At 68.2% G+C, this 22,130-nt stretch carries 27 protein-coding genes; 8 read left to right on the top strand and 19 right to left on the bottom strand.

All coding sequences use genetic code 11. The features are described from left to right. Positions 1-10 precede the first annotated feature (10 nt). Both panD and mqnP read left to right on the top strand, forming a co-directional pair. Positions 11-361 carry an aspartate 1-decarboxylase gene (panD, locus tag ACZ48Y_RS01885; protein ID WP_464742766.1) on the top strand — a complete coding sequence of 117 codons (351 nt, stop codon included), beginning with the start codon at positions 11-13 and terminating at the stop codon, positions 359-361. Further along, positions 358-1,209, top strand: a complete 852-nt coding sequence (gene mqnP, locus ACZ48Y_RS01880; protein WP_464741613.1) for a menaquinone biosynthesis prenyltransferase MqnP — start codon at positions 358-360, stop codon at positions 1,207-1,209. The genes panD and mqnP overlap by 4 nt, the downstream gene beginning before the upstream one ends. On the opposite strand, the gene otsB is transcribed toward mqnP, so the two are convergent. The 3 genes from otsB to ACZ48Y_RS01865 are packed head-to-tail and all read right to left on the bottom strand — an operon-like array spanning position 1,168 to position 3,462. Then, positions 1,168-1,884, bottom strand: coding sequence for a trehalose-phosphatase (otsB, locus tag ACZ48Y_RS01875; protein ID WP_464741611.1), 717 nt, complete (start codon positions 1,882-1,884; stop codon positions 1,168-1,170). The genes mqnP and otsB overlap by 42 nt on opposite strands. Next, the gene (locus tag ACZ48Y_RS01870) at positions 1,871-3,190 is read right to left on the bottom strand and encodes an alpha,alpha-trehalose-phosphate synthase (UDP-forming) (protein WP_464741609.1); all 1,320 of its coding nucleotides are present in this window, start codon (positions 3,188-3,190) and stop codon (positions 1,871-1,873) included. The genes otsB and ACZ48Y_RS01870 overlap by 14 nt, the downstream gene beginning before the upstream one ends. 38 nt (positions 3,191-3,228) lie before the next feature. After that, positions 3,229-3,462 carry an FmdB family zinc ribbon protein gene (locus ACZ48Y_RS01865; RefSeq protein ID WP_464741607.1) on the bottom strand — a complete coding sequence of 78 codons (234 nt, stop codon included), beginning with the start codon at positions 3,460-3,462 and terminating at the stop codon, positions 3,229-3,231. Between the two features lie 57 nt (positions 3,463-3,519). On the opposite strand from ACZ48Y_RS01865, the gene ACZ48Y_RS01860 reads away from it, so the two are divergent. Next, positions 3,520-4,056 carry a 5-formyltetrahydrofolate cyclo-ligase gene (locus ACZ48Y_RS01860; protein WP_464741605.1) on the top strand — a complete coding sequence of 179 codons (537 nt, stop codon included), beginning with the start codon at positions 3,520-3,522 and terminating at the stop codon, positions 4,054-4,056. Here the strand turns inward: ACZ48Y_RS01860 and rsmF are convergent. After that, positions 4,030-5,400, bottom strand: a complete 1,371-nt coding sequence (rsmF, locus tag ACZ48Y_RS01855) for a 16S rRNA (cytosine(1407)-C(5))-methyltransferase RsmF (RefSeq protein WP_464741603.1) — start codon at positions 5,398-5,400, stop codon at positions 4,030-4,032. The genes ACZ48Y_RS01860 and rsmF overlap by 27 nt on opposite strands. 7 nt (positions 5,401-5,407) lie before the next feature. Here rsmF and ACZ48Y_RS01850 point away from each other — a divergent pair, with 7 nt between their 5' ends. Beyond that, entirely contained in the window at positions 5,408-5,773 is a 366-nt protein-coding gene (locus tag ACZ48Y_RS01850) for an ACT domain-containing protein (protein WP_464741601.1), read from the top strand. Further along, a complete protein-coding gene (acpS, locus tag ACZ48Y_RS01845) occupies positions 5,770-6,126 on the top strand; it encodes a holo-ACP synthase (protein WP_464741599.1) in 357 nt (118 codons plus the stop codon). Before ACZ48Y_RS01850 ends, acpS begins: the two co-directional genes overlap by 4 nt. 3 nt (positions 6,127-6,129) lie before the next feature. Here acpS and ACZ48Y_RS01840 read toward each other — a convergent pair whose 3' ends face one another. The 8 genes from ACZ48Y_RS01840 to ACZ48Y_RS01805 all read right to left on the bottom strand — a co-directional run bounded on the left by ACZ48Y_RS01840 (position 6,130) and on the right by ACZ48Y_RS01805 (position 12,992). Further along, positions 6,130-6,543: a c-type cytochrome gene (locus tag ACZ48Y_RS01840; protein WP_464741597.1), complete on the bottom strand. Its 414-nt coding sequence runs from the start codon at positions 6,541-6,543 to the stop codon at positions 6,130-6,132. 1 nt (position 6,544) lies between these two features. After that, positions 6,545-7,339, bottom strand: coding sequence for an ABC transporter permease (locus ACZ48Y_RS01835; protein WP_464741595.1), 795 nt, complete (start codon positions 7,337-7,339; stop codon positions 6,545-6,547). Next, positions 7,336-8,040, bottom strand: coding sequence for an ABC transporter ATP-binding protein (locus ACZ48Y_RS01830; RefSeq protein ID WP_464741593.1), 705 nt, complete (start codon positions 8,038-8,040; stop codon positions 7,336-7,338). The genes ACZ48Y_RS01835 and ACZ48Y_RS01830 overlap by 4 nt, the downstream gene beginning before the upstream one ends. Continuing rightward, positions 7,998-9,266, bottom strand: coding sequence for a nitrous oxide reductase family maturation protein NosD (locus ACZ48Y_RS01825; RefSeq protein ID WP_464741591.1), 1,269 nt, complete (start codon positions 9,264-9,266; stop codon positions 7,998-8,000). The genes ACZ48Y_RS01830 and ACZ48Y_RS01825 overlap by 43 nt, the downstream gene beginning before the upstream one ends. Continuing rightward, positions 9,256-9,747 (bottom strand): nitrous oxide reductase accessory protein NosL, encoded by a 492-nt coding sequence (locus ACZ48Y_RS01820; RefSeq protein WP_464741589.1) that lies wholly within the window; start codon positions 9,745-9,747, stop codon positions 9,256-9,258. The genes ACZ48Y_RS01825 and ACZ48Y_RS01820 overlap by 11 nt, the downstream gene beginning before the upstream one ends. Before the next feature lie 10 nt (positions 9,748-9,757). Then, complete coding sequence (locus tag ACZ48Y_RS01815; protein ID WP_464741587.1) at positions 9,758-10,345, bottom strand: hypothetical protein; 588 nt, start codon at positions 10,343-10,345, stop codon at positions 9,758-9,760. 78 nt (positions 10,346-10,423) lie between these two features. After that, entirely contained in the window at positions 10,424-12,403 is a 1,980-nt protein-coding gene (nosZ, locus tag ACZ48Y_RS01810) for a Sec-dependent nitrous-oxide reductase (RefSeq protein WP_464741585.1), read from the bottom strand. 133 nt (positions 12,404-12,536) lie between these two features. Then, positions 12,537-12,992 carry a c-type cytochrome gene (locus tag ACZ48Y_RS01805; RefSeq protein ID WP_464741583.1) on the bottom strand — a complete coding sequence of 152 codons (456 nt, stop codon included), beginning with the start codon at positions 12,990-12,992 and terminating at the stop codon, positions 12,537-12,539. A gap of 84 nt (positions 12,993-13,076) precedes the next feature. Here ACZ48Y_RS01805 and ACZ48Y_RS01800 point away from each other — a divergent pair, with 84 nt between their 5' ends. After that, complete coding sequence (locus ACZ48Y_RS01800) at positions 13,077-14,639, top strand: AAA family ATPase (RefSeq protein ID WP_464741581.1); 1,563 nt, start codon at positions 13,077-13,079, stop codon at positions 14,637-14,639. Here the strand turns inward: ACZ48Y_RS01800 and ACZ48Y_RS01795 are convergent. From ACZ48Y_RS01795 to ACZ48Y_RS01765, 7 genes are read right to left on the bottom strand one after another with little or no spacing between them, the layout of a single operon-like run. Further along, a complete protein-coding gene (locus tag ACZ48Y_RS01795) occupies positions 14,636-15,394 on the bottom strand; it encodes a hypothetical protein (RefSeq protein ID WP_464741579.1) in 759 nt (252 codons plus the stop codon). The two genes, ACZ48Y_RS01800 and ACZ48Y_RS01795, sit on opposite strands and share 4 nt — an antisense overlap. A gap of 2 nt (positions 15,395-15,396) precedes the next feature. Further along, positions 15,397-15,900 carry a nitrous oxide reductase accessory protein NosL gene (locus tag ACZ48Y_RS01790; RefSeq protein WP_464741577.1) on the bottom strand — a complete coding sequence of 168 codons (504 nt, stop codon included), beginning with the start codon at positions 15,898-15,900 and terminating at the stop codon, positions 15,397-15,399. A 49-nt stretch (positions 15,901-15,949) separates the two neighbouring features. Beyond that, positions 15,950-16,576 (bottom strand): nitrous oxide reductase accessory protein NosL, encoded by a 627-nt coding sequence (locus ACZ48Y_RS01785; protein WP_464741575.1) that lies wholly within the window; start codon positions 16,574-16,576, stop codon positions 15,950-15,952. Further along, complete coding sequence (locus tag ACZ48Y_RS01780) at positions 16,557-17,297, bottom strand: ABC transporter ATP-binding protein (RefSeq protein WP_464741573.1); 741 nt, start codon at positions 17,295-17,297, stop codon at positions 16,557-16,559. The genes ACZ48Y_RS01785 and ACZ48Y_RS01780 overlap by 20 nt, the downstream gene beginning before the upstream one ends. After that, a complete protein-coding gene (locus tag ACZ48Y_RS01775; RefSeq protein WP_464741571.1) occupies positions 17,282-18,526 on the bottom strand; it encodes a NosD domain-containing protein in 1,245 nt (414 codons plus the stop codon). The genes ACZ48Y_RS01780 and ACZ48Y_RS01775 overlap by 16 nt, the downstream gene beginning before the upstream one ends. A 51-nt stretch (positions 18,527-18,577) precedes the next feature. Then, the gene (locus ACZ48Y_RS01770) at positions 18,578-19,147 is read right to left on the bottom strand and encodes a response regulator (protein ID WP_464741569.1); all 570 of its coding nucleotides are present in this window, start codon (positions 19,145-19,147) and stop codon (positions 18,578-18,580) included. Further along, positions 19,107-20,039 (bottom strand): sensor histidine kinase, encoded by a 933-nt coding sequence (locus tag ACZ48Y_RS01765; RefSeq protein ID WP_464741567.1) that lies wholly within the window; start codon positions 20,037-20,039, stop codon positions 19,107-19,109. Before ACZ48Y_RS01765 ends, ACZ48Y_RS01770 begins: the two co-directional genes overlap by 41 nt. A 44-nt stretch (positions 20,040-20,083) precedes the next feature. Here ACZ48Y_RS01765 and ACZ48Y_RS01760 point away from each other — a divergent pair, with 44 nt between their 5' ends. Next, positions 20,084-20,944 carry a cell division protein FtsX gene (locus ACZ48Y_RS01760; protein ID WP_464741565.1) on the top strand — a complete coding sequence of 287 codons (861 nt, stop codon included), beginning with the start codon at positions 20,084-20,086 and terminating at the stop codon, positions 20,942-20,944. Beyond that, positions 20,941-22,086 (top strand): murein hydrolase activator EnvC family protein, encoded by a 1,146-nt coding sequence (locus tag ACZ48Y_RS01755; protein WP_464741563.1) that lies wholly within the window; start codon positions 20,941-20,943, stop codon positions 22,084-22,086. Before ACZ48Y_RS01760 ends, ACZ48Y_RS01755 begins: the two co-directional genes overlap by 4 nt. The last annotated feature ends 44 nt before the right edge of the window (positions 22,087-22,130 follow it).

Below are 22,130 nucleotides of genomic sequence, written 5' to 3'. Positions count from 1 at the left end.
GAAACGGACGATGTTCCACGCCAAAATCCACCGCGCGACGGTCACCCAGGCCGACCTCAACTACGTCGGTTCGATCACCGTCGACGCCGACCTGCTCGACGCCGCGGGTATCCTTCCCTTCGAACAGGTGGACGTCTACGACATCACCAACGGCGCCCGGCTCACGACCTACGCCCTGGCCGGAGAGCGCGGTTCGGGGGTGATCGGGATGAACGGCGCCGCGGCGCGCCTCGTTCAGCCCGGGGATCTGGTGATCATCGTCGCTTACGGCCTCTTCGACGAGGACGAGGCCCGCGCCCTCAAGCCGAAGGTGGTCCTCGTCGACGCGCACAACCGCATCCAAAAGGTCCAGGAAGGGTGAGCGCGCGGCTTCGCGACTACCTCGAACTGGTCCGTTTCGAGCACACCCTCTTCGCCCTTCCCTTTGCCTACGCGGGGATGCTGCTCGGCGCCCGGGGCTGGCCGGGGTTCGGGGTCTTTTTTTGGGTCACGGTGGCGATGGTCGGGGCGCGCACTGCGGCGATGGCCCTCAACCGGGTCATCGACGCCCAAATCGACGCCCTCAACCCGCGCACCCGAAACCGCCACCTCCCCCAGGGCAAGATCACGCCCCTCGAGGCGATCTTGCTGGCCGCGGTGGGCTTTCTCTTGCTGGCCCTGGCCGCCTTCAACCTCAATCCCCTGACCGCCGCGTTGCTGCCGGTGGCGGTCTTCTTCCTCACCGTCTACTCCTACACCAAGCGCTTCACCTGGACCTGCCATTACTGGCTGGGGCTGACCATCGGGGCCGCTGCCGCCGGGGGCTGGATCGCGGTCACCGGCCGCTTCGAGCCCGCCACCTACGCGCTCTGGGCCGCGGTGGGGCTTTGGATCGCCGGCTTCGACATCCTCTACGCCACTCAGGACGCCGCCTTCGACCGCAGCCACGGGGTGCAGGCGATCCCCGCCCGCTTCGGCCTCGAGGCCGCGCTGAAGATCGCCCGCGCGACCCACTTCCTGGCCTGGGTGATGTTCTTTTTGGTTGGCCGGCTGCTCGGCCTGGGGCTGGCCTACCACCTCGGGGTCCTCTTCGTGGGGCTGGTGCTCTTGTTCGAGCACCGGCTGGTGCGCCCCGATGACCTCTCCAAGGTGGACGTCGCCTTCTTTCAGGCCAACGTCGCGGTCAGCCTAGGGATGTTCTTCTTCATCCTCCTCGAGGTACTGCTTTAGGTAGGCGACGACCGCGTCGACGTCCGGTAGACGGTAGCGGGCGGCGGTCGGCCCCGGGCCCACCTTGATCGTCACCGCCCGCTCCAGCGCGCGGAACATCTCCTCGTCGGTGGCGTCGTCGCCGATCACGACGGGCGTGCGTTCGGGGTTCCGGGCAACGATCTCGCGGGCGATGCGCCCCTTGCCGAACCCCTTGGGCCGGATCTCGAGCACCTTCTTGCCCCAAAGGGCCTCGAGCCCCTCGGGCAGGGTGCTTGCCCAGCGACGCAGCGCGGCCTCGATCGCGGCTTCGTCCGGGGCCCCGCGGTAGTGCAGGGCGATCGCCAGGTCCTTGTCCTCGACGCGAAGGCCGGGGAAGCGGGGCAGGCCCTCGCGAACCAGTTCCAGGAGAAGGCGCTGATGCTCGGGGACCCGGGAGGTGCTCTGCCCCATCAGGGTGCCGGCCTCCATCCCGTGCACGCCAAAGGCCGGGAGGCCGGAAACCGGCAAGAGGCGCTCGAGGTCCCAAAGCCGCCGGCCGGTGACCAGGTAGACCGGGTACCGCCGGCTCAGCGCGATGAGCAGGGTGGGCACCTCGGGGTGCGGTCGCGCCGCCTCCGGTCGGGGCGCGATCGGGGCCAGGGTGCCGTCGTAGTCGAGGATGAAGAGGGGATCCTTGACCTTAGGAGGTTGCATCCAGGGCCTCCAAAAACCGCCGCGCCCAGTGGCGCACGTCGAGGGCCTTCACCCGGTGGATGAGGGCCGCTTTGCGCGCCTTGAGCGCGTCCTCGGGAAGCACCAGTGCCTCGGCGTAGGCCTCGGCCAGACCTTCCTCGTCGTAGGGGTTGACGAGCAGGGCCTCGGGTAGGTAGTCCGCGGCCCCGGCGAAGCGGCTCAACAGGGGAATCCCTCCGCCGACCAGGGCGAACTCCTGGGCCACGAGGTTCATGCCGTCGCGCAAGGGGGTCACCGCCGCGAAACGGGCGGCGCGGTAGTGGGCGACGAGCTCGACCCGGGAAAGGGCGGCGATGCGCAGCTCGAGCGCCCCCGGGAAGCGCCCTTTGAGCTCCCGGGCCAAGCGCCGCACCTCCTGCCGCAGCGCGCGGTACGCGGGGAGCCGCTCCCGGCTCGGGGAGAGCAAAAGCCGCATCCTCATCCGCGAGCGCAGACGGGGATGGCGCGCGAGGAACCTGCGAAAGGCCCGAAGCCGCTCGGGAATGCCCTTGGTGTAGTCGAGCCGGTCGGCGCCGACGAAGACCACCCGCCCACGATCGCCGGCCCGGATCCGCTCCGCCAAGGGCGCGGCGGCCTCGGCCTCGGCGAAGAGGCCCTCGGTGTCCAGGCCGATGGGAAAGACCCCGGTCTGCACCCGACGCGGGCCCACGCGGACTCCCGTCCCCTCGACGGCGAATCCCAAAGAGGCCGCGGTCTCCAGGAAAGCGCGGCGGTAGCCCTCGGTGTGAAAGCCAACGAGATCCGCCCCCAAGAGCCCCTCGAAGAGGGCGCGGGCCTCGGGCAGGGCGGCGTAGATCGCCCCGGGCGGCCAGGGCACGTGCCAGAAGACGCCGATCCGGGCCCCGGGGCGCAGGGCCCGGAGCCGCGCGGGCACCAGGGCCAGGTGGTAGTCGTGCACCCAGTAGCGCTCGGCGCCAAGGCCCGCGGCGCGCTCGGCGAAGCGCTGGTTCACCGCCTGGTAGTGGCGCCACCAGCGGCGCCGGTGCTCGAACTTGTCGAGCATCGCGTGCATCAGCGGCCAGAGCGCGCGGTTCGCAAAGCCCGCGTAGTAGCCCTGAACCTCGGCGGGGCTGAGCCCCACCCGCAAGACGCGCACCCCCTGGACCTCGAGCGCCACGTCGCCGCCGCCCGGGTTCCAGGCCACCCAGGTCCCCCCGATCGCCTTGAGCGCCGGGAAGAGGGCCGCCGCGAGCCCCCCTACGGAGACCTCGTAGCGGTCCCCGACGCGGCGCACCGGCTCACGGTTGGCAAGGACGACGAGGCCCATGCCCCAAGCCTAAACGAAAACGCGGCCCGCAGGCCGCCTTAGTCTCCGTCCGCCTTGGATGCTGTCTCGCCGCTCTTTTGCGCTTCCCCACCCTTTTGGCGGTAGTCGGTGACGTGCCAGCCCGAGCCCTTGAAGACGATCGCCGGCGGGGTGATGATCCGCTTCAAGGGCTCCCCGGTCTCGGGGTGCACCTCCAGCGGCGCGTCGTGAAAGCCCTGCTCGAACTCGTAGAGGTTTCCGCTCTTCAAGCCCTTGTAGACGTAGACCGGCATATCTCCTGCATTTTGACACTTAAGTTTTGAGAGTGTCAAGAGGCTATACTCGAGGGCGTGGACAAGCGCGCCCTGCGCCGGCAGGCCAAGGCCCTGCGAAGGACGCTGGACCTTTCGCGCCTGGCCGCGGCGGTCCGACCCCGCCTCGCGGCGGCGCTCGCCGGACGCCGCCACGTCCTCCTCTACGCCCCCCTCCCCCACGAGCTCGACCTGCTGGGCCTGATCGAGCTGATGCCCAAGACCCGCTTCTATCTCCCCAAGGTCCACGGCAAGGCGCTCGGCGTGCATCCGCTGGGTCCGCTGCGGCCCGGGGCGTTTGGGGTGCTCGAACCCGAGACCCCCGCGGTCGCCCCGGGCCTCCTGGACGCGGTCGTCGTCCCCGGCCTGGCCTTCGACGAGGCGGGGTACCGCCTGGGGCACGGCAAGGGGTTCTACGACCGCTTCCTCGCGGGCCTTGGCCCCGAGGTCCTGACCGTCGGGGCGGTCCCCGAAGCCCTCCTCTACCCCAGGCTGCCCCGGGATCTCTGGGACCGGCCCGTCAACCTGATCGTGACCGAAGCCCGGACCCTAGAGCCGGGCGTGCCGGGGGCGTAGCACCCCACCCTTGAGCAGTCCCCAGCCTAGGGGAAAGCGCTCAACGGTGACCAGGTACCAGCCGTCCTCTCCCGAAAACGGCACCGGCTCGCCCTGGACGAAGCGCATCGGTTCGGGGGCGTCGGCCGAAAAACGCGCGATTGGCCCGGCGTCCCCGGTCTCCAACGCATGGGCCAGGGCCTTGGCCGGCACGAAGCGCCGCTTCTTGGCCTGGCCAAGGTAAAGCCCAGGGGCGGGCGCGCGTACCCCGGCCAGGTCCGGCAGGTCCGGGGGCAGCAGGTAGATGTGGCCGTCGCGTTCCCAAAGCGGCCCCGGCAGGGGCCGGCGGACGTGGGCCTCCCAGAACGCGCGCAGCGCGGCGAGCGCCTCCTGCTTGGGCCTTGGCGGCGTCAGCCTGGGGGGCGAACCGGCAACGCCCTCCACGCGGGTGAGCTTGGCGATGAAATGACCCTCGCCGCGCAGCCGGTGGGGCCAGAGTCGGGCGGTCTTCTCGAGCCTGGGATCACCACCCCCCCAATCCGGCACCCCGGGGGCAAAGCTCGGATGGATCCGCGCATCCAGCACGTCGAACTCCGGATGCCGCGCCAGGAAGGCCCCCACGACCCCTTCGTTCTCCTCCGGGGAAAAGGTGCAGGTCGAGTAGACCAACACCCCGCCCGGGGCCACCAGCCGCGCCGCGGCATCGATCAGGCCGGCCTGCACCCCGGCCATGCGCGCGGGCGCGCCGGGCCCCCAGTGGGCGGCGACCGCAGGGTCCTTCCGGAACATCCCCTCCCCCGAACAGGGGGCGTCGAGCAGGACCCGATCGAAGCTCGCTCCCCAGCGCGCCGCCAGCCGCTCGACCGGGGCGCCGACGACCGCGAGCCTCGCCCCCCAGCGCTCGACGTTCTCCAAGAGCCCCCGGGCGCGCTTTTTGTCCACCTCGTTGGCGATCAAGAGCCCCTCGCCCCGCATGCGCGCGGCGAGGTGGGTGGTCTTTCCTCCAGGGGCGGCGGCGAGGTCCAACACCCGCTCCCCGGGTTGCGGGTCGAGCGCCACCCCGACGGCCATCGCCGAGGGTTCCTGGATGTAGTAGAGCCCGGCGTAGAAGTAGGGGTGGGGACCGGGGCGGGCGTCCTCGGGGTAGTAGAACCCCTCCGGGCACCAGGGGACGGGCTCGAGCGGCCAGGGGCTTTTCGCGCGAAAGGCCTCGGGGTTGAGCTTCAGGGTGTTCACCCTGAGTCCCCGGGCGGGAGGCTGGCCGGTCAGGCTCTTGAGAAAACGCGCGAACTCCTCCTTCCCCAGACGTTCGGCCATGCGCTTTAGAAAGGGCTCGGGAAGGGGCACGGGGCCATGGTATATCATGGCGCCGATGAAGCTGCGCCTGCACCGGGATCCGCTCTATCTGGCCCGCGTCGACGCCCTGCCCGAGGCCGCGCTGGGAAGCCCCTTCTTTGCCTACCTCGAGGCCAACGGGTCCCGTAGCGCGGTCCTCCCCGAGGCCCTGGTGGACCAGGCCCGCGAGGCCGAGGGGCCGTTCGTCCTCTTTGAGCTCGAGGGCCCGGTTCCCCTGGAGGCGATCGGCATCCTCGGCCGCATCGGAAGCGCCCTGGCCGAGGTCGGGGTGAGCATCTTCGCCTACTCGGGCTTCGACACCGACTACATCCTGGTGCGCCAGGCCAACGCCGCGCTGGCCAAACGCGCCCTTAGGGAAGCGGGGTTCGAGGTCCTGGAATGATCGTGGGCGTGGGCGTGGACCTGGTGGAGATCGCGCGCATCCGGGCAGCGCACGCCCGGCTCGGTGACCGCTTCTTGCGCCGCGTCTTCTTCGCCGAGGAGCTCGACGACGCGCTACGCCACGCCGACCCCTACCCCTCCCTCGCCGCCCGCTTCGCCGCCAAGGAGGCCTTCGTCAAGGCCTGGCCCGGCGCCGTGCGGATCACCGAGGTGGGGGCCGCGGGCCGACCGCCGCGCCTCCTCTTGGCTCCGAGGCTTAAGAAGGACCTCGAGGGCCGGGGGCTTTCGGCCCACGTCTCCCTCAGCCACGAGCACACCCACGCGGTGGCGGTGGTGGTCCTGGAGCGAGCCTAGCGGCTACTCGGCCCAGCTACGGGCCAAGATCCAGCGCAGCATCGCCTCGAGCCGGTCCTCGGGAAGACGGGCACGGTCAAAGGCAGGCATCGCCATGGGAATTCCGCGCGCGGTCGTCGCCCCCTTTTCCACCCACTTCCCCTGGCTGCCCTTGCGCACGCTGGCTTTGAGCTCCGAAAGCGCGTCGGGGCGGCCGGCGTAGCGCGCGGCGATCGCCTCGAAGCTGGGCCCCAAAAGGGGGTTGCTGATGTCGTGACAGTTGGTGCAACCGTAGGTGTGGAAGAACCCCTTGACCTCCTCCGGGGTGTACGCGGTCGCGGGGGCGGGGGGCTTGCGCAAGAGAAGGTAGGCCACGGCAGCCAGAACGAGCACTGCCGCGGCGAGGACGAGGAGCTTGGGGTTGGCCGGTCTCAGCATCCTAGAAGTCCTTTCGCTCGAAGGTGCGCCGGGCAAAGAACGCCGGCAGCGTGGCCCAGACGAACAGGGCCACCACCGCCACCGCGCTGCCCAGCGCGGTGCCCAAAAACTTCTTGAAGAGCGCCCCGGTGTAGCCCATCAACGCCGCGGTGTCGAGGTGCAAAAGGACCAGCACCCGCCCCAGGTCCACCGGGTTCAGCATCGAAAACCCGATCACCCAGGGATCGATCGGGTAGGCCTGGGCGAGAATGATGAAAAAGAGCAGCAGGCCATCGTAAACGAAGGTCAGGAGGAACCACAGGCTGATCGCGTACCCCAGCGCGCGAACCCGCTCTTCCTCGCGCACCCCGAACCAAAGCGCGAGGCTCAAAAAGACCAGGGTGATCGCCACCCCCACCCCGAGCATGACCAGCAAGGTGGGCCAGTCCACCGCTCCGAAGAAGCTGTAGATCAAAAAGGGCAGCCCCGCACCGAGCAAAAAGGCCCCGCTCAACGCCACGCCAAGGCCAAAGAGCTGACCGCGGAAGACCGCCGCCCGGGGGACCGGCTGGGTGAGGACGAGCAGCGCAAAGTCCCGGTTGGCGTAGTGGTACATCAGCCCGAGGATCAGGCTCACCAGGGGCACGACCAAAATCACCAGGTTCAGGACGCTGACCACGGCCTGGGTGGGGTCGCTGCCAAAGAGCAGGAGCCCCCCCACCATCAACGCGGTGAGCAGGGCGTAGCCAAGCACCCAGCGGCTGCGGATCAAATCGAAGAGGGTGTACTTGAAAATCTTGTAGGCCGCGCCCCTCATGCCTCCTCCATCATCCGCGCCACCGCACGCTCGAGCCGCGCCTCCCCGGTCCGCTCGCGGAGGGCCTCGACGGGGCCGGCGAAGATCACCCGACCTTCGAGCAGGAAGACGATCCGCTCCGCCAGCTCCTCGAGCTCGCTCATCACGTGCGAGGTGAGGATCACCGCCTTGCCCCGCTCTCGTTCCTCCTTCACCAGGTCCTTGAACCGGCTCGAGGCCAGGGGGTCGAGCCCTGCGGTGGGCTCGTCGAGGATCAGGACCTCGGGGTCGAACAAGAACGCGATCACCGCGGAGAGCTTTTGCCGGGTGCCCCCCGAGAGGTAGCGGGTGGGCCGGTCGAGGTGAGGGGCCAGGCCGAAGCGCTCGATCAGCTGCGCCAGGCGCTGTTCAGGCTTGGCCCGCAGCTCTTCGATCCAGCGCAGGACCTCGCGTGCGGTGACGTTCTCCGGGAAACGGGGGTCCTGGGGCATGTAGCCGATCCGCTCCCGCACCCGGGGGTTGTTCGTGGCCGGCTGGCCCAGGACCTCGATGCGCCCGGCGTCGGGGAGGACCAGGCCGAGGATGCTCTTCATCAACGTCGTCTTGCCCGAGGCGTTGGGGCCGACGACCGCGGTCACCGCGCCGGGCGGGAACTCGGCGCTCACCCCCTTCAGGACCTCTAGGGGGCCGAATCGTTTGGTGAGGGCTTCAACGCGGACCATTGGATCTTGAACATCAAAGGTTGATCGTCCTCGATGGCCTTGGGCGAAAAGACGGGAAAGATCTTCTCCGCCCGGTCTAGGAGCCGCACCAGGGGGCTGTGCAAGAGCACCAGCGCCTGGGGATAGTCTTCCACGATCAGCGAGAAAAGTCGAACCGGACGGTAGGGAACGTCGCCGATGCCGTCCTTGTTCAGGTCGTAGCCTTCGTACTTGTCCCAGTAGTTCTTGAGGTAGGCATTGTAGGACTTGGTGGAGTTGGTGGTGACGTCGAAGGTGTTGCCGATGAAGTTGTTGTACATGAAGAGCATGCCCATCGAGTTGGCGAAGACGCGCATGCCGTAGCCGTTTTGCAGGAAGTCGTTGCCCCAAACCGTGGTGCGGTTCGAGCCGTCGGCGTAGAGCCCGACGCTGTTCCGGAAAAAGACGTTGCGACGAATGTCCGAGTCGTCGATGTCCTTGAGCAAGAGCCCGTAGGAGGCCCCGCCCCAGTTGTACTCGAAGCGGTTGTGCTCCATGCGGGTATGCTTGGAGTACATCACCGCGACCCCCGCTCCGGAGCGGCGAAAGACGTTGTGCTCGAAGACGTTGTTCTCGCTGAACATAAAGTGCAGGCCGTAGCGGACGTGGTCCTCGCTGACGTTCTCCACGATCCGGCTGTCGCGGACGAACTCCAGGTAGATGCCGTCGCGGTGGCCGGCGATATGGTTGCCGACGATCTGCACGTCGTAGGAGTTCCAAAGATGGATGCCGTTGCCGGAGTAGTTCTCGTTCTCGGCGTTGGAGACGATCTCGTTGTTGCGGATCATGCAGTGCGCCGAGCGCTCCAGATAGATCGCGAAGAAGTTGTAGAGAAAGCGGTTGTTCTCGATGACGCAGCCGTTGACCTCGCGCATCTTGACCGCGGCCTGGTCCTCGACGAAGTTCACCCCCGAGCCGCGGAACTCGAGGCCCCGGATCTGCACCCCGTCGGCGGTCACCAGGAGGATCTCGTACTTGCCCTCCCCGTCGATGACCGGATACCCCCTGCCCTCGAGGCTTACGCGTTTGTCGAGGGTCAAGGGGCCCTCGCGGTAGGGGCCCCCTTCGATCAGGATCGTGTCCCCGTCCTCCGCGAGGGCGAAGGCGGTCTTTAGGGTGCGCACCTCGCAGCTCGGGCAGACGTGCACCACCTTGGCCAGGGCCAGGCCAAAGAAGAGCCAGGAGAGGAGCAGGAGGCTACGGCGCATTGCGGGGGCGGATGAACTTGTTGACGTTCTCGGGGTTGAAGCCGGACTCGCGGATGACGTTGGGGAGGTCCTTCCAAAGGAGCTCGAGGCCGTCGTACTTGGCCTTGAAGGCCTCGAGCTCCTTCTTGCTGGCAAAGGCGGTGATCCCCAGGCTCATCGGACTCCTCAGGCCCACGCTCTGCAGGTAGTAGGCGCTCTCCGCGGGAATCAGCGTCCCCGGACGGGCGAAATCGGTCACGTAGGCCTGGGCGACGTTCTCGGGCCCCACGTCGTAGATCATGAAGGCCACCATGCACTCGACCGAATCGAACTTGTAGACCTTGCCCTTCTTGGTGATCAGCTCCGCTCCGTAGCGGGGGTCGGCGATGATCATCTTGCAAAAGGCGCAGATGTCCTGTCCGTACTCGATCGGCACCGGCCCCTTGGGGGCACACCCGGCGAGGGAGAAGATCAGCAGCAAAAGGAGCCCGAGGCGTCGCATCCCCTCCATCTTAAGCACGTTGCTTGAGCGCCGGCCAGGCCACGATCAGCGCGATCAGGGCCACCACAAAGCCCGCCAAGAGCACCCAGAACCCTTCGGCGGGGTGAGAGGCGATCAGGAAGTTCATGAACTGCTTGGTACCCCACATCGGCGGGACGTAGCCCTCGATGCGGATCGGAGCCCGGGGGTCGACGGTGTGGCCGAACTGCCAAAGCCGGTAGTAGAAGTCGATGAGGCCGAAGGCCGCGAAGACGATGTAGTAGCCGAACCACCAGAGGAAGCCGCGCACCGTCCCCACCAGGGCCACCCAAAGCCCCCAGATCGCCAGGATCGCGGTCATCACCGGCAGGACCTTGAACTCCCAGTACATCTCCGGCTTGATCTGCATGAACCCCACGTAGTGGTTGAGGTCGTTGATGATGTCGACCTTGCCGGTGAGCTTGTAGAGCCAGATGTACATGTCCAGGCCCTCGGGGTACTGGGGGGCCTCGAGATGGTAGGTCCAGAGCGGGAAGAAGAACGCCGCAATCGCGATCAACGCGCTGATGGCGACGAGCAACCGGGCGACGAGCGGAAGCTTGTTCTGTTTCGCTTGCATGCTCACCCTCCTCGCGTTCCATCTTTAGGCAAAAGGCCGGGGCAGGATGTCCCACCCCGGCCTCCCGAGCCGTACGGCCTACTCAACCGTCCACTTACCCTCGCGACCGCCGCCGCGCCAGATCATCGGCGGGTTGGCGTCGGCCGGGGAGACCCGCACGTAGCCCTGCATCTCCTGGTGCAGCGCCGAGCAGAAGTCGGTGCAGTAGAAGGGGAAGACGCCAGGCTTCTCGGGCTTCCAGACCAGGGTCAGGGTCTGGCCGGGCATGATCAGCAGGTTGGGCATGTCCGCGCCGTAGACCGCGAAGCCGTGCGGGATGTCCCAGTCCTGCTCGAGGTTGGTGACGTGGAAGTAGACGGTGTCGCCGACCTTGACACCCTCGATGTTGTCGGGCACGAAGTGCGAGCGAATCGCGGTCATGTAGACGTGCACCTCGTTGCCCTTACGCACGATCTTGACGTCCTTCTCGCTCTTGGTCGCGTAGGGGTGCTCGTTCTCCTTGAGGTTGTAGATCTTGGCCTGCTTGTCCTTGATCAGGTCCGCGGGCAGCCCCTGGGCGTAGTGCGGCTCGCCGAGGGTGGGGAAGTCGAGCAGCAGCTGCATCTTGTCGCCGCTGATGTCGATCAGCTGGGCGGACTGGTTGAGCTCGGGGCCGGTGGGCAGATAGCGGTCCTTGGTGATCTTGTTCATCGCCAGGAGGTACTTGCCCCAGGGCTTCGCCGAGTCGCCGCCCGGGATCATCAGGTGACCGATCGAGTAGTAGACCGGGATGCGGTCGACGATCTCGCCGGTCTCCCACTTCCACTTCACGACCTCGGAGCTGATGAAGCAGGAGGTGTAGGCGTAGCCCTTGCCGTCGGACTCGGTGTGCAAGGGGCCGAGGCAGATGTTCTTGACGTGGTGGTCGACGACCGCGTCGTAGTCGAGGATGGGGATGCCGTAGGCGTCGCCGGCGAACTTCTTCTCCTCGATGGCCTTGAGCATCTTCTCGAAGGAGTGCACGGCCATCGTCGCGGAGAGCTTGCCGTTACCCAGGATGAAGCGGCCGTCGGGGCTCACGTCCACGCCGTGGGGCGACTTGGGCGTGGGGATGAAGTAGACGACGCCAGGGCACTGCTCGGGCTTGATGACCTTCTCCTCCTTGATGATCTCGGAGAAGGCCATGTGCTTCTTCTCGTCGAACCAGTTGTGGGCGTAGGGGGTGTTCCAGGTCTCGTACTTGCCCTCCTTGACGCACTCCTCGGCCCGCTTCCAGTTCACCGCGGCGATGAAGTCCTTGTCATGCTGGGAGGCGTTGATCTCGAGGAGGGTGTGGGCTTCCTCGGTGTTGTAGGAGGTGAAGAAGCACCAGTCATGCGAGGGCCCCTTGCCGCAGTGGGCCAAGTCGTAGTCGTAGCCGGGCACCAGGATCTGGAAGGCCAGGCTCATGCGGCCGCTCTCGGGATCAACCTTGATGAAGGAGAGGGTGCCCTTGAAGTTCCCCTTGTACTGATCGATGGGGATGTCCTTTTGCGGCAGCGGGACCGAGAAGCGGGTACCGGCGGTGATGTACTCGGTGTTCTCGGTGACGAACGAGCTCGGGTGGTTGCCCGCCGAGTTGGGGATCTCGATGATCTCCGCGGTCTCCATGTACTTGAGGTCGAGGCGGGCAATCCGTGGCGTGTTGTTGGCGTTGATGAAGAGCCAGCGGCCGTCGGGGACCCCGTTGGTTTGCGAGAGCTCGGGGTGGTGGGTGTCGTCCCAGGGGATGAAGCCGTGGGAGGTCATCAGCAGCGGCTTGGTCTCCGGGGAGAAACCGTAGCCGTTGCGGGGGTTGACCGAGAAGACGCCCACGTTCTTCAAGACGCGCCCGGAGGGAAGCCCGACCACCGAGAGCTGCCCGTTGAAGCCGCCGGAGAGGAAAGCGTAGAACTCGTCGTACTCACCGGGCGGCACGTAGACCTTCTGCGCCGCGTCCTTGGCGAGCTTGCTCGCGACCTTCTTCGCGCCAAAGGCGACGAAGGCCAGCACCGCGAGCGCTGCCATGAGAAAGGCTAACCTGACCCGTCCTTTGTTCATCTTCCCACTCCTCCCTTCGGGCCTTTGGCCCTAATGGTTCACATCTAAGGTAGCCAAAGGGGCATAGGGCGTTTGTCCCGAAAACGCCGAGGGAGGGCCGAAAATCGGCCCTCCCTCGGCGTTGGCGCGTGGTCTACTTGACCTCTTCCCGCCCCGTCGCGTCAATGTAGCGCAGGTACTCGAGGATCGCGCGGAAGTCCTCCTCGGTCAGGTCCGGGGAGGTGCGCATGATCGTGTAGTACTGCATCAAGAGCGCCTTGGCGATGGGGTCGTTCATCACCATCTCCTGGGTGTTCACGAAGAGGTTCATGATCCACTCGGGGCTGCGTGCCAGGGTCACCCCTTTGAGCGGCGGGCCAACATAGCGCTCGTTGATCTTGTGGCAGGCCGAGCAGTACTGCTCGAAGAGCGCCGCACCCTTCTTCGCCAGCTCCTTGTCCACGCAAGGCTCGAGCTTCAGGGTCTTCTCCGCGTAGGGGCCGATGCCCTTGGGCAGGCCCGGCGGCGGCATCTTGGCCGGGATCTCGCACTCGGCGGCGAGCCCAACGGCGAACGCCAGCGTCAAGAGAACCGCGAACACCTTCTTCACTGCCTCACCTCCGCCCTCACGATACCCGGGAAAACCCGACCTGGACCAGGTTGTTTTGTCCCGAAAGCTGATAGCCTAGACGGGATGCTGGAGCGGCTCGAGGTGCGAAACCTCGCGGTCATCGAGGCCGCTGAGCTCGAGTTCTCCCCCGGGCTGAACGTCCTCACCGGGGAGACCGGAGCCGGGAAATCGCTGCTCGTCGACGCCCTGGCGCTCCTGCTCGGCGCCAAGGCCGACCGCGCCGCGATCCCTCCGGAAAGGACCGCGCTGGTCACCGCCTGGATCGACGGCAAGGCCTACAGCCGCAGGCTGGGAGGCCGCAGCATCCCGCGCATCGAGGGCGAGGTGGTGACCCTGGAAGAGCTCGCCAAGGCGGTGCGCGGCCACATCGCGCTGCACGCCCAGCACGCCGCCCATACCCTGACCCGGCCCGCCGCCCAGCGGCGGCTGGTGGACGCGCTGGTGCCGGAGCAGGTGCGCCATGCCTACGCGGCCGCCTACGCCGAACACCGGCGCCTTAAAGAAGCCTTGGCGGCGCTCAAACAGGCCGCCCGCGACCGCGCCCAGCGGCTCGACCTGCTACGCTTTCAGGTCGCCGAGATCGAGGCCGCGGCGCTTGCGCCGGACGAGGAGGAAGCCCTCCGCGCCGAGCGCGAACGGCTGCGCAACGTCGAGGGCCTGCGCGAGCGCCTCGCGGAGGCCATCGAGCTCCTCGGCGGCGAGGGGGACGCCCGGGGCGCGGTGGGCCGGGCCGCCGCGCGGGTCGAGGCCGCCGCCCGCCTGGACGCGACGCTGGCCTCCCTGGCCGAGGAGCTCGGGGGGCTCGAGGCCGCCCTCGACGGGGTGCTCGCCGAGCTCGAGCGCCGGATGGCGACGCTCGAGGCCGACCCCGAGCGGTTGCAGGTTGTGGAGGACCGGCTCGCCGAGATCGAGCGCCTCAAGCGCAAGTACGGCGACAGCGTTGAGGAGGTCCTCGCCTATCTGGCCTCGGCCAGGGACGAGCTGGCGGCACTTGAGAACGCCGAGGACGAGGCGGCGACGCTGGCGGCGGCCCTGGCCGAGGCCGAACGCCGCCTGGCTGAGGCGGCCGGGGCGCTGAGCGAGGCCCGGCGCAAGGCCAAGGCCCGGCTCGAGGCCGGGGTCCGCGCCGAGCTCAAGGCACTGGCCCTGCCCGAAGCGCGCCTTGAGGTGCGCCTTTCCCCCCTCCCCGAACCCGGGCCCCACGGCGCGGAGGAGATCCGCCTCTTCTTCACCGCCAACCCCGACCTCCCCCCCGCCCCGCTGGAGAAGGCCGCGTCCGGCGGCGAGCTCTCCCGCACCCTCCTGGCACTGCTCCTGACCAGCGGCCTGCGCGCGGAGACCGTCGTCCTCGACGAGATCGACGCCGGGCTCGGGGGCGAGGCCGCCCGCGCCCTCGCCGAGCGGCTCGCCCGGCTGGGCGAGCGCCACCAGGTCCTCGTCGTCACCCACCTGCCCCAGGTCGCGGCTCGCGCCAGGACCCACTACCGGGTGAAAAAAGAGGGCGGGCGGGCCACGGTGGAACGCCTCTCGGAAGCCGAGCGCACCCGGGAGATCGCCCGCATGCTCTCCGGCACCTACAGCGAGGAAGCCCTGCGGCACGCGGCCACCCTGCTCGACGAGGGCTAGCGGTCGCGCCGGGCGAAGACCCAGCCGGAGACCCCGTAGAAGAAGAGGTAGCTGAGCAAAAAGCTCAGAAAAAGCGGCAGGTACCCGACCCCTCCCAGGAGCTTGTCCAGCAGGTAGCCGACCGGCCCCACCAGCACCGGGGTGTGCAGCGCGTGCAGGAGGCTCACCCGCAAGATCTCCATGGGGTTTAAAAAGAGCACCGCGGTCAAAAACCCCTCCAAGGGGTAGTCGCGAAAGGCCACCGCGATCGCGATCGCCGCGGGATCGTAGGCCAGGACCAAGAGCCCCCAAAAGAAGAGCCCAAGCCCCAGGGCCCGGCCGGGCTCGAGGGTCCAGGCCCCGGCCAGCGCCGCCACCCCCACCCAGAACGCGAGCACCAGCACCAGCGCGGCGAGCAGCCAGAGCGCCCCGCCCGGGGAGAGGCCGAGCACCGCGGCCGCCAGCCCCCCGCCGAGGAGAAAGGGAAACAGAAAGCCCAGCAAGACGCCGATCGCCGCTCCCAGGTAAAGCCGGGCCGCGGGCCGGGGCATCGCCGCCCAGAAGGCCCACTCCTCGCGCCCCGACAAAAGCGGCGCCGAAAGCGCCAGCACCGCCGGGGGGACGAAGAGGAGCATCAGCCCGTAGACGCTGAGGATCGCCACCCCCTCGGGCCGGCCGCGGAAGGCCAGGGCCAGGAAGAAGAGCGCAAGCCCGAGCCCCCAGGCCCAGGGGTTGCGCAGCACCTCACGGGAGAAGAGCAGGCCGAAGTCGCGCATGCCTAGATCGCCGGCACCCAGGGGTGGGTCTTGCCTTCCTCGAGTAGCTCGGCCCAGGTCAGAAAGCGGGCCCCTTTCAGGCGGCGTTTTTCGACGAAGGCCTCGGCCGCCTCACGGCTGGAAAAGGCCGCCAGCCCGCCCCCCATCGGGGTGCGGATGCGCCGGTGGTGGACGATGACCGCCGACTCGGCGGGTATCAAGACCGGGGCGCTGGGCTTGGACCGGGCGTAGTCCGCGAGGTACCACGCCTTCGGCTCGACCCGCACCGTGGGGCCGTAGGCGGCGTAGCCGTTGACGTGGTCGGCGAGACACTCGATCGCGTCGTAGTTGTAGGATTTGCCGGTCTTGACGATGACCTGGGCGACGAAGCGGCCATCGATCACGGTCATGAAGCAGTAGGGGCAGACGTCGACCCCGATCCGCACCGGCCGGGGCTTGGCCACCCCGCGGAAGGCGTAGGGCACCGCGAAGAAGGCCAGGGCCTTGATCAGCTGACGGCGGGTCATCGCACCTCCATAGCAAGCTTAACCCCCGGGCATGCCCGGGGGTGCGGGGTTAGAGCAGTCCGGTGTGCTTGGCCAAGAGCGGGACCAGGTTGACCTCGGGAAGGGGCTTGAGGTCCCAGAGCTCGGACCAGGGGAGGATGTGGAAGCGCCCGATCTTGGCGAGCCGCTTGCGCACCCCGGCCGAGGCCTCGGCGGGGGTTTCGGTGGCTACCAGGTGGGCCATCATCGTGGTCTTGAGGTTTTGCCCCCAGACGTAAGTGGCCTCGCGGGCCGGGATCAACCCCTTGGGCGTGCAGGGGACCTTGGTCATGTCCACCGCCATCACGTAGAAGGTCGCGCCGTCTCCGTCCTCGATGCCCTTGGCATAGGCGTAGTTGACCATACAGGCGATGGACTCAAAGTGCAGGGCCTTGCCGTCGGCGAAGGCGATCTGCGCGTAGGTCCGCTCGAAGAACCCGGGCGGGAAGGTCTTGCCCTTCATGCCCCCGGGCGGGGTCTTGATCGGCATGTTGCAAAACGCGCAGCGCCCCGTTTCCCAGGGGATGGGGGCCGCGGGCACCTTGCCCTGCTTCACCACCCGGCTCGCACCGGCCTCGGCGAAGGCCCGGGGCGCCAGGGCCAGCGCCCCGCCCACCGTGCCGAGGATCTTGAGGACCTCACGCCTGTTCTTCCTCATAGAGCACCTCCCTTAACACGTCCACGGGCTCGCGCACCACGCGCGTGCCCGGCAGGACCTCGTCCAGCCGCCGGCCATCCGGCAAACGATAGGTGTAGAGCTTGTCCACCGGCCCGCGCCAGCGCACCCGCCCCGCGGAAAGGAGCAACGCCTCGTCGGCGAGGGCCTCGACCTCGTCCGGGCGGTGGGCGCTGACGATCAGCATCCCCCCGCGCCCGCGGTGCTCCCTGGCCCACTCGATCAGCCGCGCCAGCCCCCCGGGGTCGAGGGCGCTGGCCGGTTCGTCGAGCAGCCAGAGCCGTTTATCTCCCATCAGGCCGGCGGCCAGGGCCAGGCGCTGGCGCAACCCGCCTGAAAGCGCGCCCACCGGTTTCTTGAGGTGCTGGGCGAGGCCCATCCGCTCTACCGCCTCGTCGCATTCGCCCGAGCCGGTGCCGGAGAGCCGGGCCGCGGCCTCGAGCACCTCGCGCACCTTGAGGTGCAGGGGAAAGGCGATCTGCTGCGGCACGTAGGCGCGAAGGCGGGCCGCTTCCAACGAACGCGGAGGATACCCGAAGACCGAGACCCGACCGGCGTCGGGTTTGAGCCGCCCCACGATCAGGTTCAAGAGCGTCGTCTTCCCTGCCCCGTTCGGCCCCACCAGGGCCAAGGCCCCCTGCTCCAGGCGAAAGCTCACCTCCTTGAGGCGGCCCCGCTTGTTAACGCTTACGACCTCAACCATAGCCCTCCCATCAGCGCCAGCCCGGCGAGCGCCAGCGGCCAGATGGCGGTCGCGCCGGCGGTCTCGACACGCAGAATCCGGGGTTGGGGGTCGACCAGGGACAGGAGCCGCAAACCGGGCACCTTCTGCTCGGCCTCCTCCCAGAGCTTGACCCCGGGGCTAAAGGCGAAGAGCGAAAGATCGAGCATGCGCGAGGCCAGGAGCGCGTAGCTCGAGGACGGCATGTAGGGCACGTCGGAGACCCCATCCCCGTCGAGGTCGAGGGGGGAGGCGCGGTCGAAGGCGTTGCCGAGAAGGCGCACCTTGGCCTCGGGGTCGTCGACCGCCAGGTCGTAGACGTTGCCGACGAAACGGTTCTCGCGGAAGAGCGCGGCGCTCGAGACCTTGTTCGTTTCCCGCAAGACGAGCACGCCGAACCCGTTTTGCACGACGTCGTTGTCGCGGAAGGTGTCCTCGAGCGCGGAAACCACCAGGATACCAACGTTGTTGCCGCGGATCTCGTTGTGCTCGAAGACGCTCTCGTGCTGCTCCTGGGAGAGCAGGCCGAAGGCCAGCGGCCCGACGTGGCCCTCGAAGCGGTTGTCGTGGACGTGGACCCGCCGCCCGTACATCACCGCCGAGCCCACCCGGCCTTCCTTGGCGACGTTGCCGTAGACCTCGACGTCCTTGGAGAACATCAGGTGGTAGCCGTAGCGAAAGGAATGAAGCAGGACGTTGTTCCGGACCACGCTCCGGTCGGTGCGCTCCATGTAGAGGTTGTCGAGGAACCGCGAAAGCCGGTTGTCCTCCACCAACGCGCCGGGGCATTCGTAAAGGGTGATGCCCGGACCTTTGCGGTTGCCCACGGCCTCGACCCCGCGAACCACCAGGCCCGGGGCCTCCTCCGCGCGCACCGCGGTGATCACCCCCTCGGCCCGAAGCCCGTCGACCACGCAACCCTGGCACTCGACGAGGTCGACCGCGCTGTCGGGGTCGTAGAAGTCCGCGTTGGGGCCGGTGTTTCGCACCACCAGGCGCTCGAGGCGGATCCGCTCGCCGCTGACCACCACCCCGTGACCCTTACCGCCGGCGTCGATAACCGCCCCGGGTTCGGCGCGAAGGGTCAGGTCGCGCCCCTGCAGCTCCAGCGGCGGGTGCACCCCGGCCTTCAGGACCAGCTCGGTCCCCGGGGGCAGGGCCTGGGGCACGGGCTGGCCGGGCAGCAAAACGAGCGCGGCCAGGAACCACATACCAGTGCGTTATAAGCGAAATGAGAAACGCTTACAACATCAGAACTTTTCTTAGGTGCCGAGACCCGTGTGGTAGAGGGTCGCGTAGCGCAAGAGCTCTTGGGCGTTCTTCAGGCCCAGCTTGAACATCGCGTGGCGGCGGTGGGTGTAGACGGTCTTCTCGTCGATCCCCAACCGCTCGGCGATCTCGGCGGTGCTCAGCCCCTCCCCGAGCAGGAGCAAGACCGAGCGCTCCATCGGGGAAAGCCGCTCGTGGGGGGGTCCCTCGATCGGACGAAGCCCCCTCAAGGCCTCGACGAGCTGTTCCGGCGGAGCGTTCTTGGAGAGAAAAGCGCTCGCCCCGAGCTCCCGCGCCCGGGCCCGGAAGGCGGGTTCGTCGTAGGCGGTGAGGATGATCACCGGAAGGTCGGGAAAGCGCTCGGAGAGCTCGGCCAAAAAGCCCAGCCCGGGCTTGCCCGGAAGCGAGAGGTCCAAGAGCACCCGCTCCGCCCAGGCCAGGTGCGGCTCGGCCTCCTCCGCGCTGCCCACCGCCCGCACCTCGGCCTCGGGCAACGCTTCGGCGAGAAGGCGAAGCAACCCCTCACGAACCAACGCGTGGTCTTCGATCACCAGGATGCGCATGCCGCTCCTTTCTCGGCCAGACGACGCCGAGCCTCGCGCCGCCTTCGGGGGCCGGACCGAACTCCAGCCGTCCGCCCAAGAGCCGCATCCTTGCCCGGAGGATGTCCAACCCATGGCCCGGTCGCAGGTCGCCGGTCGGCCCCTGTCCGTCGTCGACGACGTCGATCCCCACTTCCTCCCCGGCGATCAGGCGCACCCACACGCGGCGCGCCCCGCCGTGGCGGCGCGCGTTCTCGAAGGCCTGGCGGGCGATACGGTAGAGCTCCTGCCGCACATGCGGGTCGTCGGGAGCCACGCCCTCAACGGCGACCTCCAGCCCCAAGCGCTCGCCCAGCGCCTTGAGGGCCGCTTCCAAGGGCAGGTGTTCAACCTCCGGCGGGGACAGGGCCTCGATCGCCTGACGCAGCGCGGCCTCGGCCTCGGCCAGGGAATGCTCGGCGGCGACCTGGTCCTTTTGCGCCAGCGCCCAGCGGGCGGCGATCAGGCTCTGCACCGCACCGTCGTGGAGCTGCTGGGCCAACGCGTTCTTCTGCAGGTCCTCGAGGCGGTGGAAGTCCTCTTGAAGGGCGAGCAGGGTGTTGATCTTGGCCACCACCCGGTCGGCGTGCTCCTCCCCCACCGGGAGGAGCCGCCCCTGGCCGCGAATCAGGTGGCCGAGCTCGGCCTCGAGCCGCTCCCAGGGGGCAAGGAGGCGCTTGAGCACCAGGTAGGCGGCAAGCCCGGTTGCCGACGAGGCGAGGACCACCAGGGTGAGGTCGCTGAAGTAGTGGTAGCGGGCGTAAAACCGAGCGAGCAAGGGCACGTCCCCGATTAGGGCCAGCACCAACCCCAGGATCAGGGGCACCAGGTAGGCCACCAGGGCCACGATGTAGATCACCTGGCGCACCCGCATGCTTTTAGGCTACACCCTCATGCACGGCCGGTAGACTGAAGCCCGTGTTCGCCCTCCGCGAAGCCGTGATCGCGCTCCTGCGCCACCCGGTGAGCTCACTGGCAACCCTGGTGACGGCCACCGTCTCCTTCTCGCTCCTGATGCTCGCCGGGCTTTTGCTTTGGAACCTGGAAAAGGTGGTGGGCAGCCTGGAGCGGGACGTCGAGATCGCGGTCTTCGTCAAGCCCGGCCTCGACGGCCGGGGGCTCTATGAACGCGTGCGTGCCTGGCCGGAGGTCGCCGCGGCGCGCTACATCTCGAAAAGCGAAGCCCTGCGACAGCTCGAGGCCGACCTCCCCTACCTTCAGGGCACCGCGGACGCGCTGGATAACCCCCTCCCCGATACCCTGATCGTCCAGCCCCGGGACCCCACGCGGGTGGCCGAGCTGGCCCAGCGGCTCCTCGGCGAGGCCGAGGTCGAGCGGGTCGACTACGGCGGCACCCTGACCCTGCAGCTCTTGCGCCTGGCCCGGGGGATCCGGCTCGGGGCGGTGGGGCTGATCCTGCTCTTGATTTTGAACACCTTCTTCAGCGTGATGGGAACGATCCGGCTCTCGATCGAAAACCGCAAGGACGAGCTAGCCATCATGCAGCTCGTCGGGGCCACCCGGGGGACGATCCTTTGGCCCTTCCTCCTGGAAGGGGTGCTGCTCACCGAGGCCGCGGCCCTGATCGCGCTGGCCCTGGCGCTCTACGCCTACCGCTTTCTGGCGACGAAGGTGCTGGCCCTTTTCCCCTTCCTCCCCACCCTGGGGCCGGAGGACCTCAAGACCGCGGCCTCGGCCCTCCTCCTGCTGGCCTTCTTCCTGGGCTTTTTCGGGGCCTGGCTCTCCAGCCGCGCCCAGCTCCGCGAGGTGGAGGCGTGAAGCGACTCTGGGCGGTCTGGCTTTTGCTCTTCGCGCTGGCCCTCGCCGGAAGCGAGGCGATCACCAGCCAGATCGAGAAGGCCAAGGCGGAGATGGCCGCCGCAGCGCGGCAGGCGGCGGCGATCAAGAAGGAGCTTGCCCAGCTCGACGCGCGCAGCAAAGCGCTCCTCGCGACCCTCAAGCGGCTCGAGGCCAAGCTGGCCCGCCTGGAGCGGGCGCGGCACGCGCTGGTGCTGGAGCTTCGAGACCTCGAGCAGGAGATTCAACGACTGCAAGAGGAGAAGGCCGCGGCCGAGGCCACGCTGGCCCGCCAGAAGACCCGGCTCCGGGCGCTGATGCGCCGGCTCTGGTACCAGCGGATGGCACGGCGCCTCCCCCTGGTGCGGGCGGAGAGCCTGACCGAGCTCACGATCAAAACCCGCTGGCTTGCCCGCCTGAGCCAGGCGGACCTGGCGTTGCTCAAGGAGACCCAGGCCCAGGCCGAACGCCTCGCCGCCGCAAAGGCCCGGCTTGAGGCCGCCCTTTCGGCCCTAAAGAAAAAACAGGCGGTGCTGCGGGAAAACGCCCGCGCGACCGAGCATGAGCGCCGTAAGATCCGCGAGACCCTGGCCCAGCTGGACCGGCAAAAGAAGGCCCGGACGGTCCGCCTGGCGCAGCTTTTAGAGAGCCAGGAGGCCCTGGAGCAACGCCTCCAGGCGCTGCAACGCCAGCTCGAGGCCGCCCGCGCCGCCGAGGCCCAAGCGAAGCTCCCGGTCCCGAAAGCGCTGGTCGGCCGGCTCCTCTTCCCCATCCCTGGGGGACGCATCGCCCATCGCTTCGGGGAAAACGGCCAGAACTTCACCTGGATCGAGGCCCCGAAACCCGCCGCCCCGGTCCTCGCCGCCGCCGATGGGCAGGTGCTCGCGGTCCTCTTTTACGGCAACATCGGCTGGACGGTGATGATCCAGCACGCCAAAGCGCTCTTTACCCAGTACGTCAACCTGCAAACCCCGTTGGTGCGCACCGGGGACCGGGTCGCGCAGGGGGAGGTGATCGGCTACCTTGGCGGGGGGACGCTGATCCCTCCAAACGTCCTCTGGTTCCGGGCGGCGATCTGGAAGGACGGGCGCTTCTACTACGTCGACCCCGCCCCCTACTTCTAAGCCACTTCCATGGGGACGGCGGTGCACCGCCGTCCCCATGGAAG

The organism is Rhabdothermus arcticus, from assembly GCF_055382915.1.
Note: the sequence above shows the minus strand (reverse complement) of the source record. Positions and strands in the feature narration are given on the sequence as shown.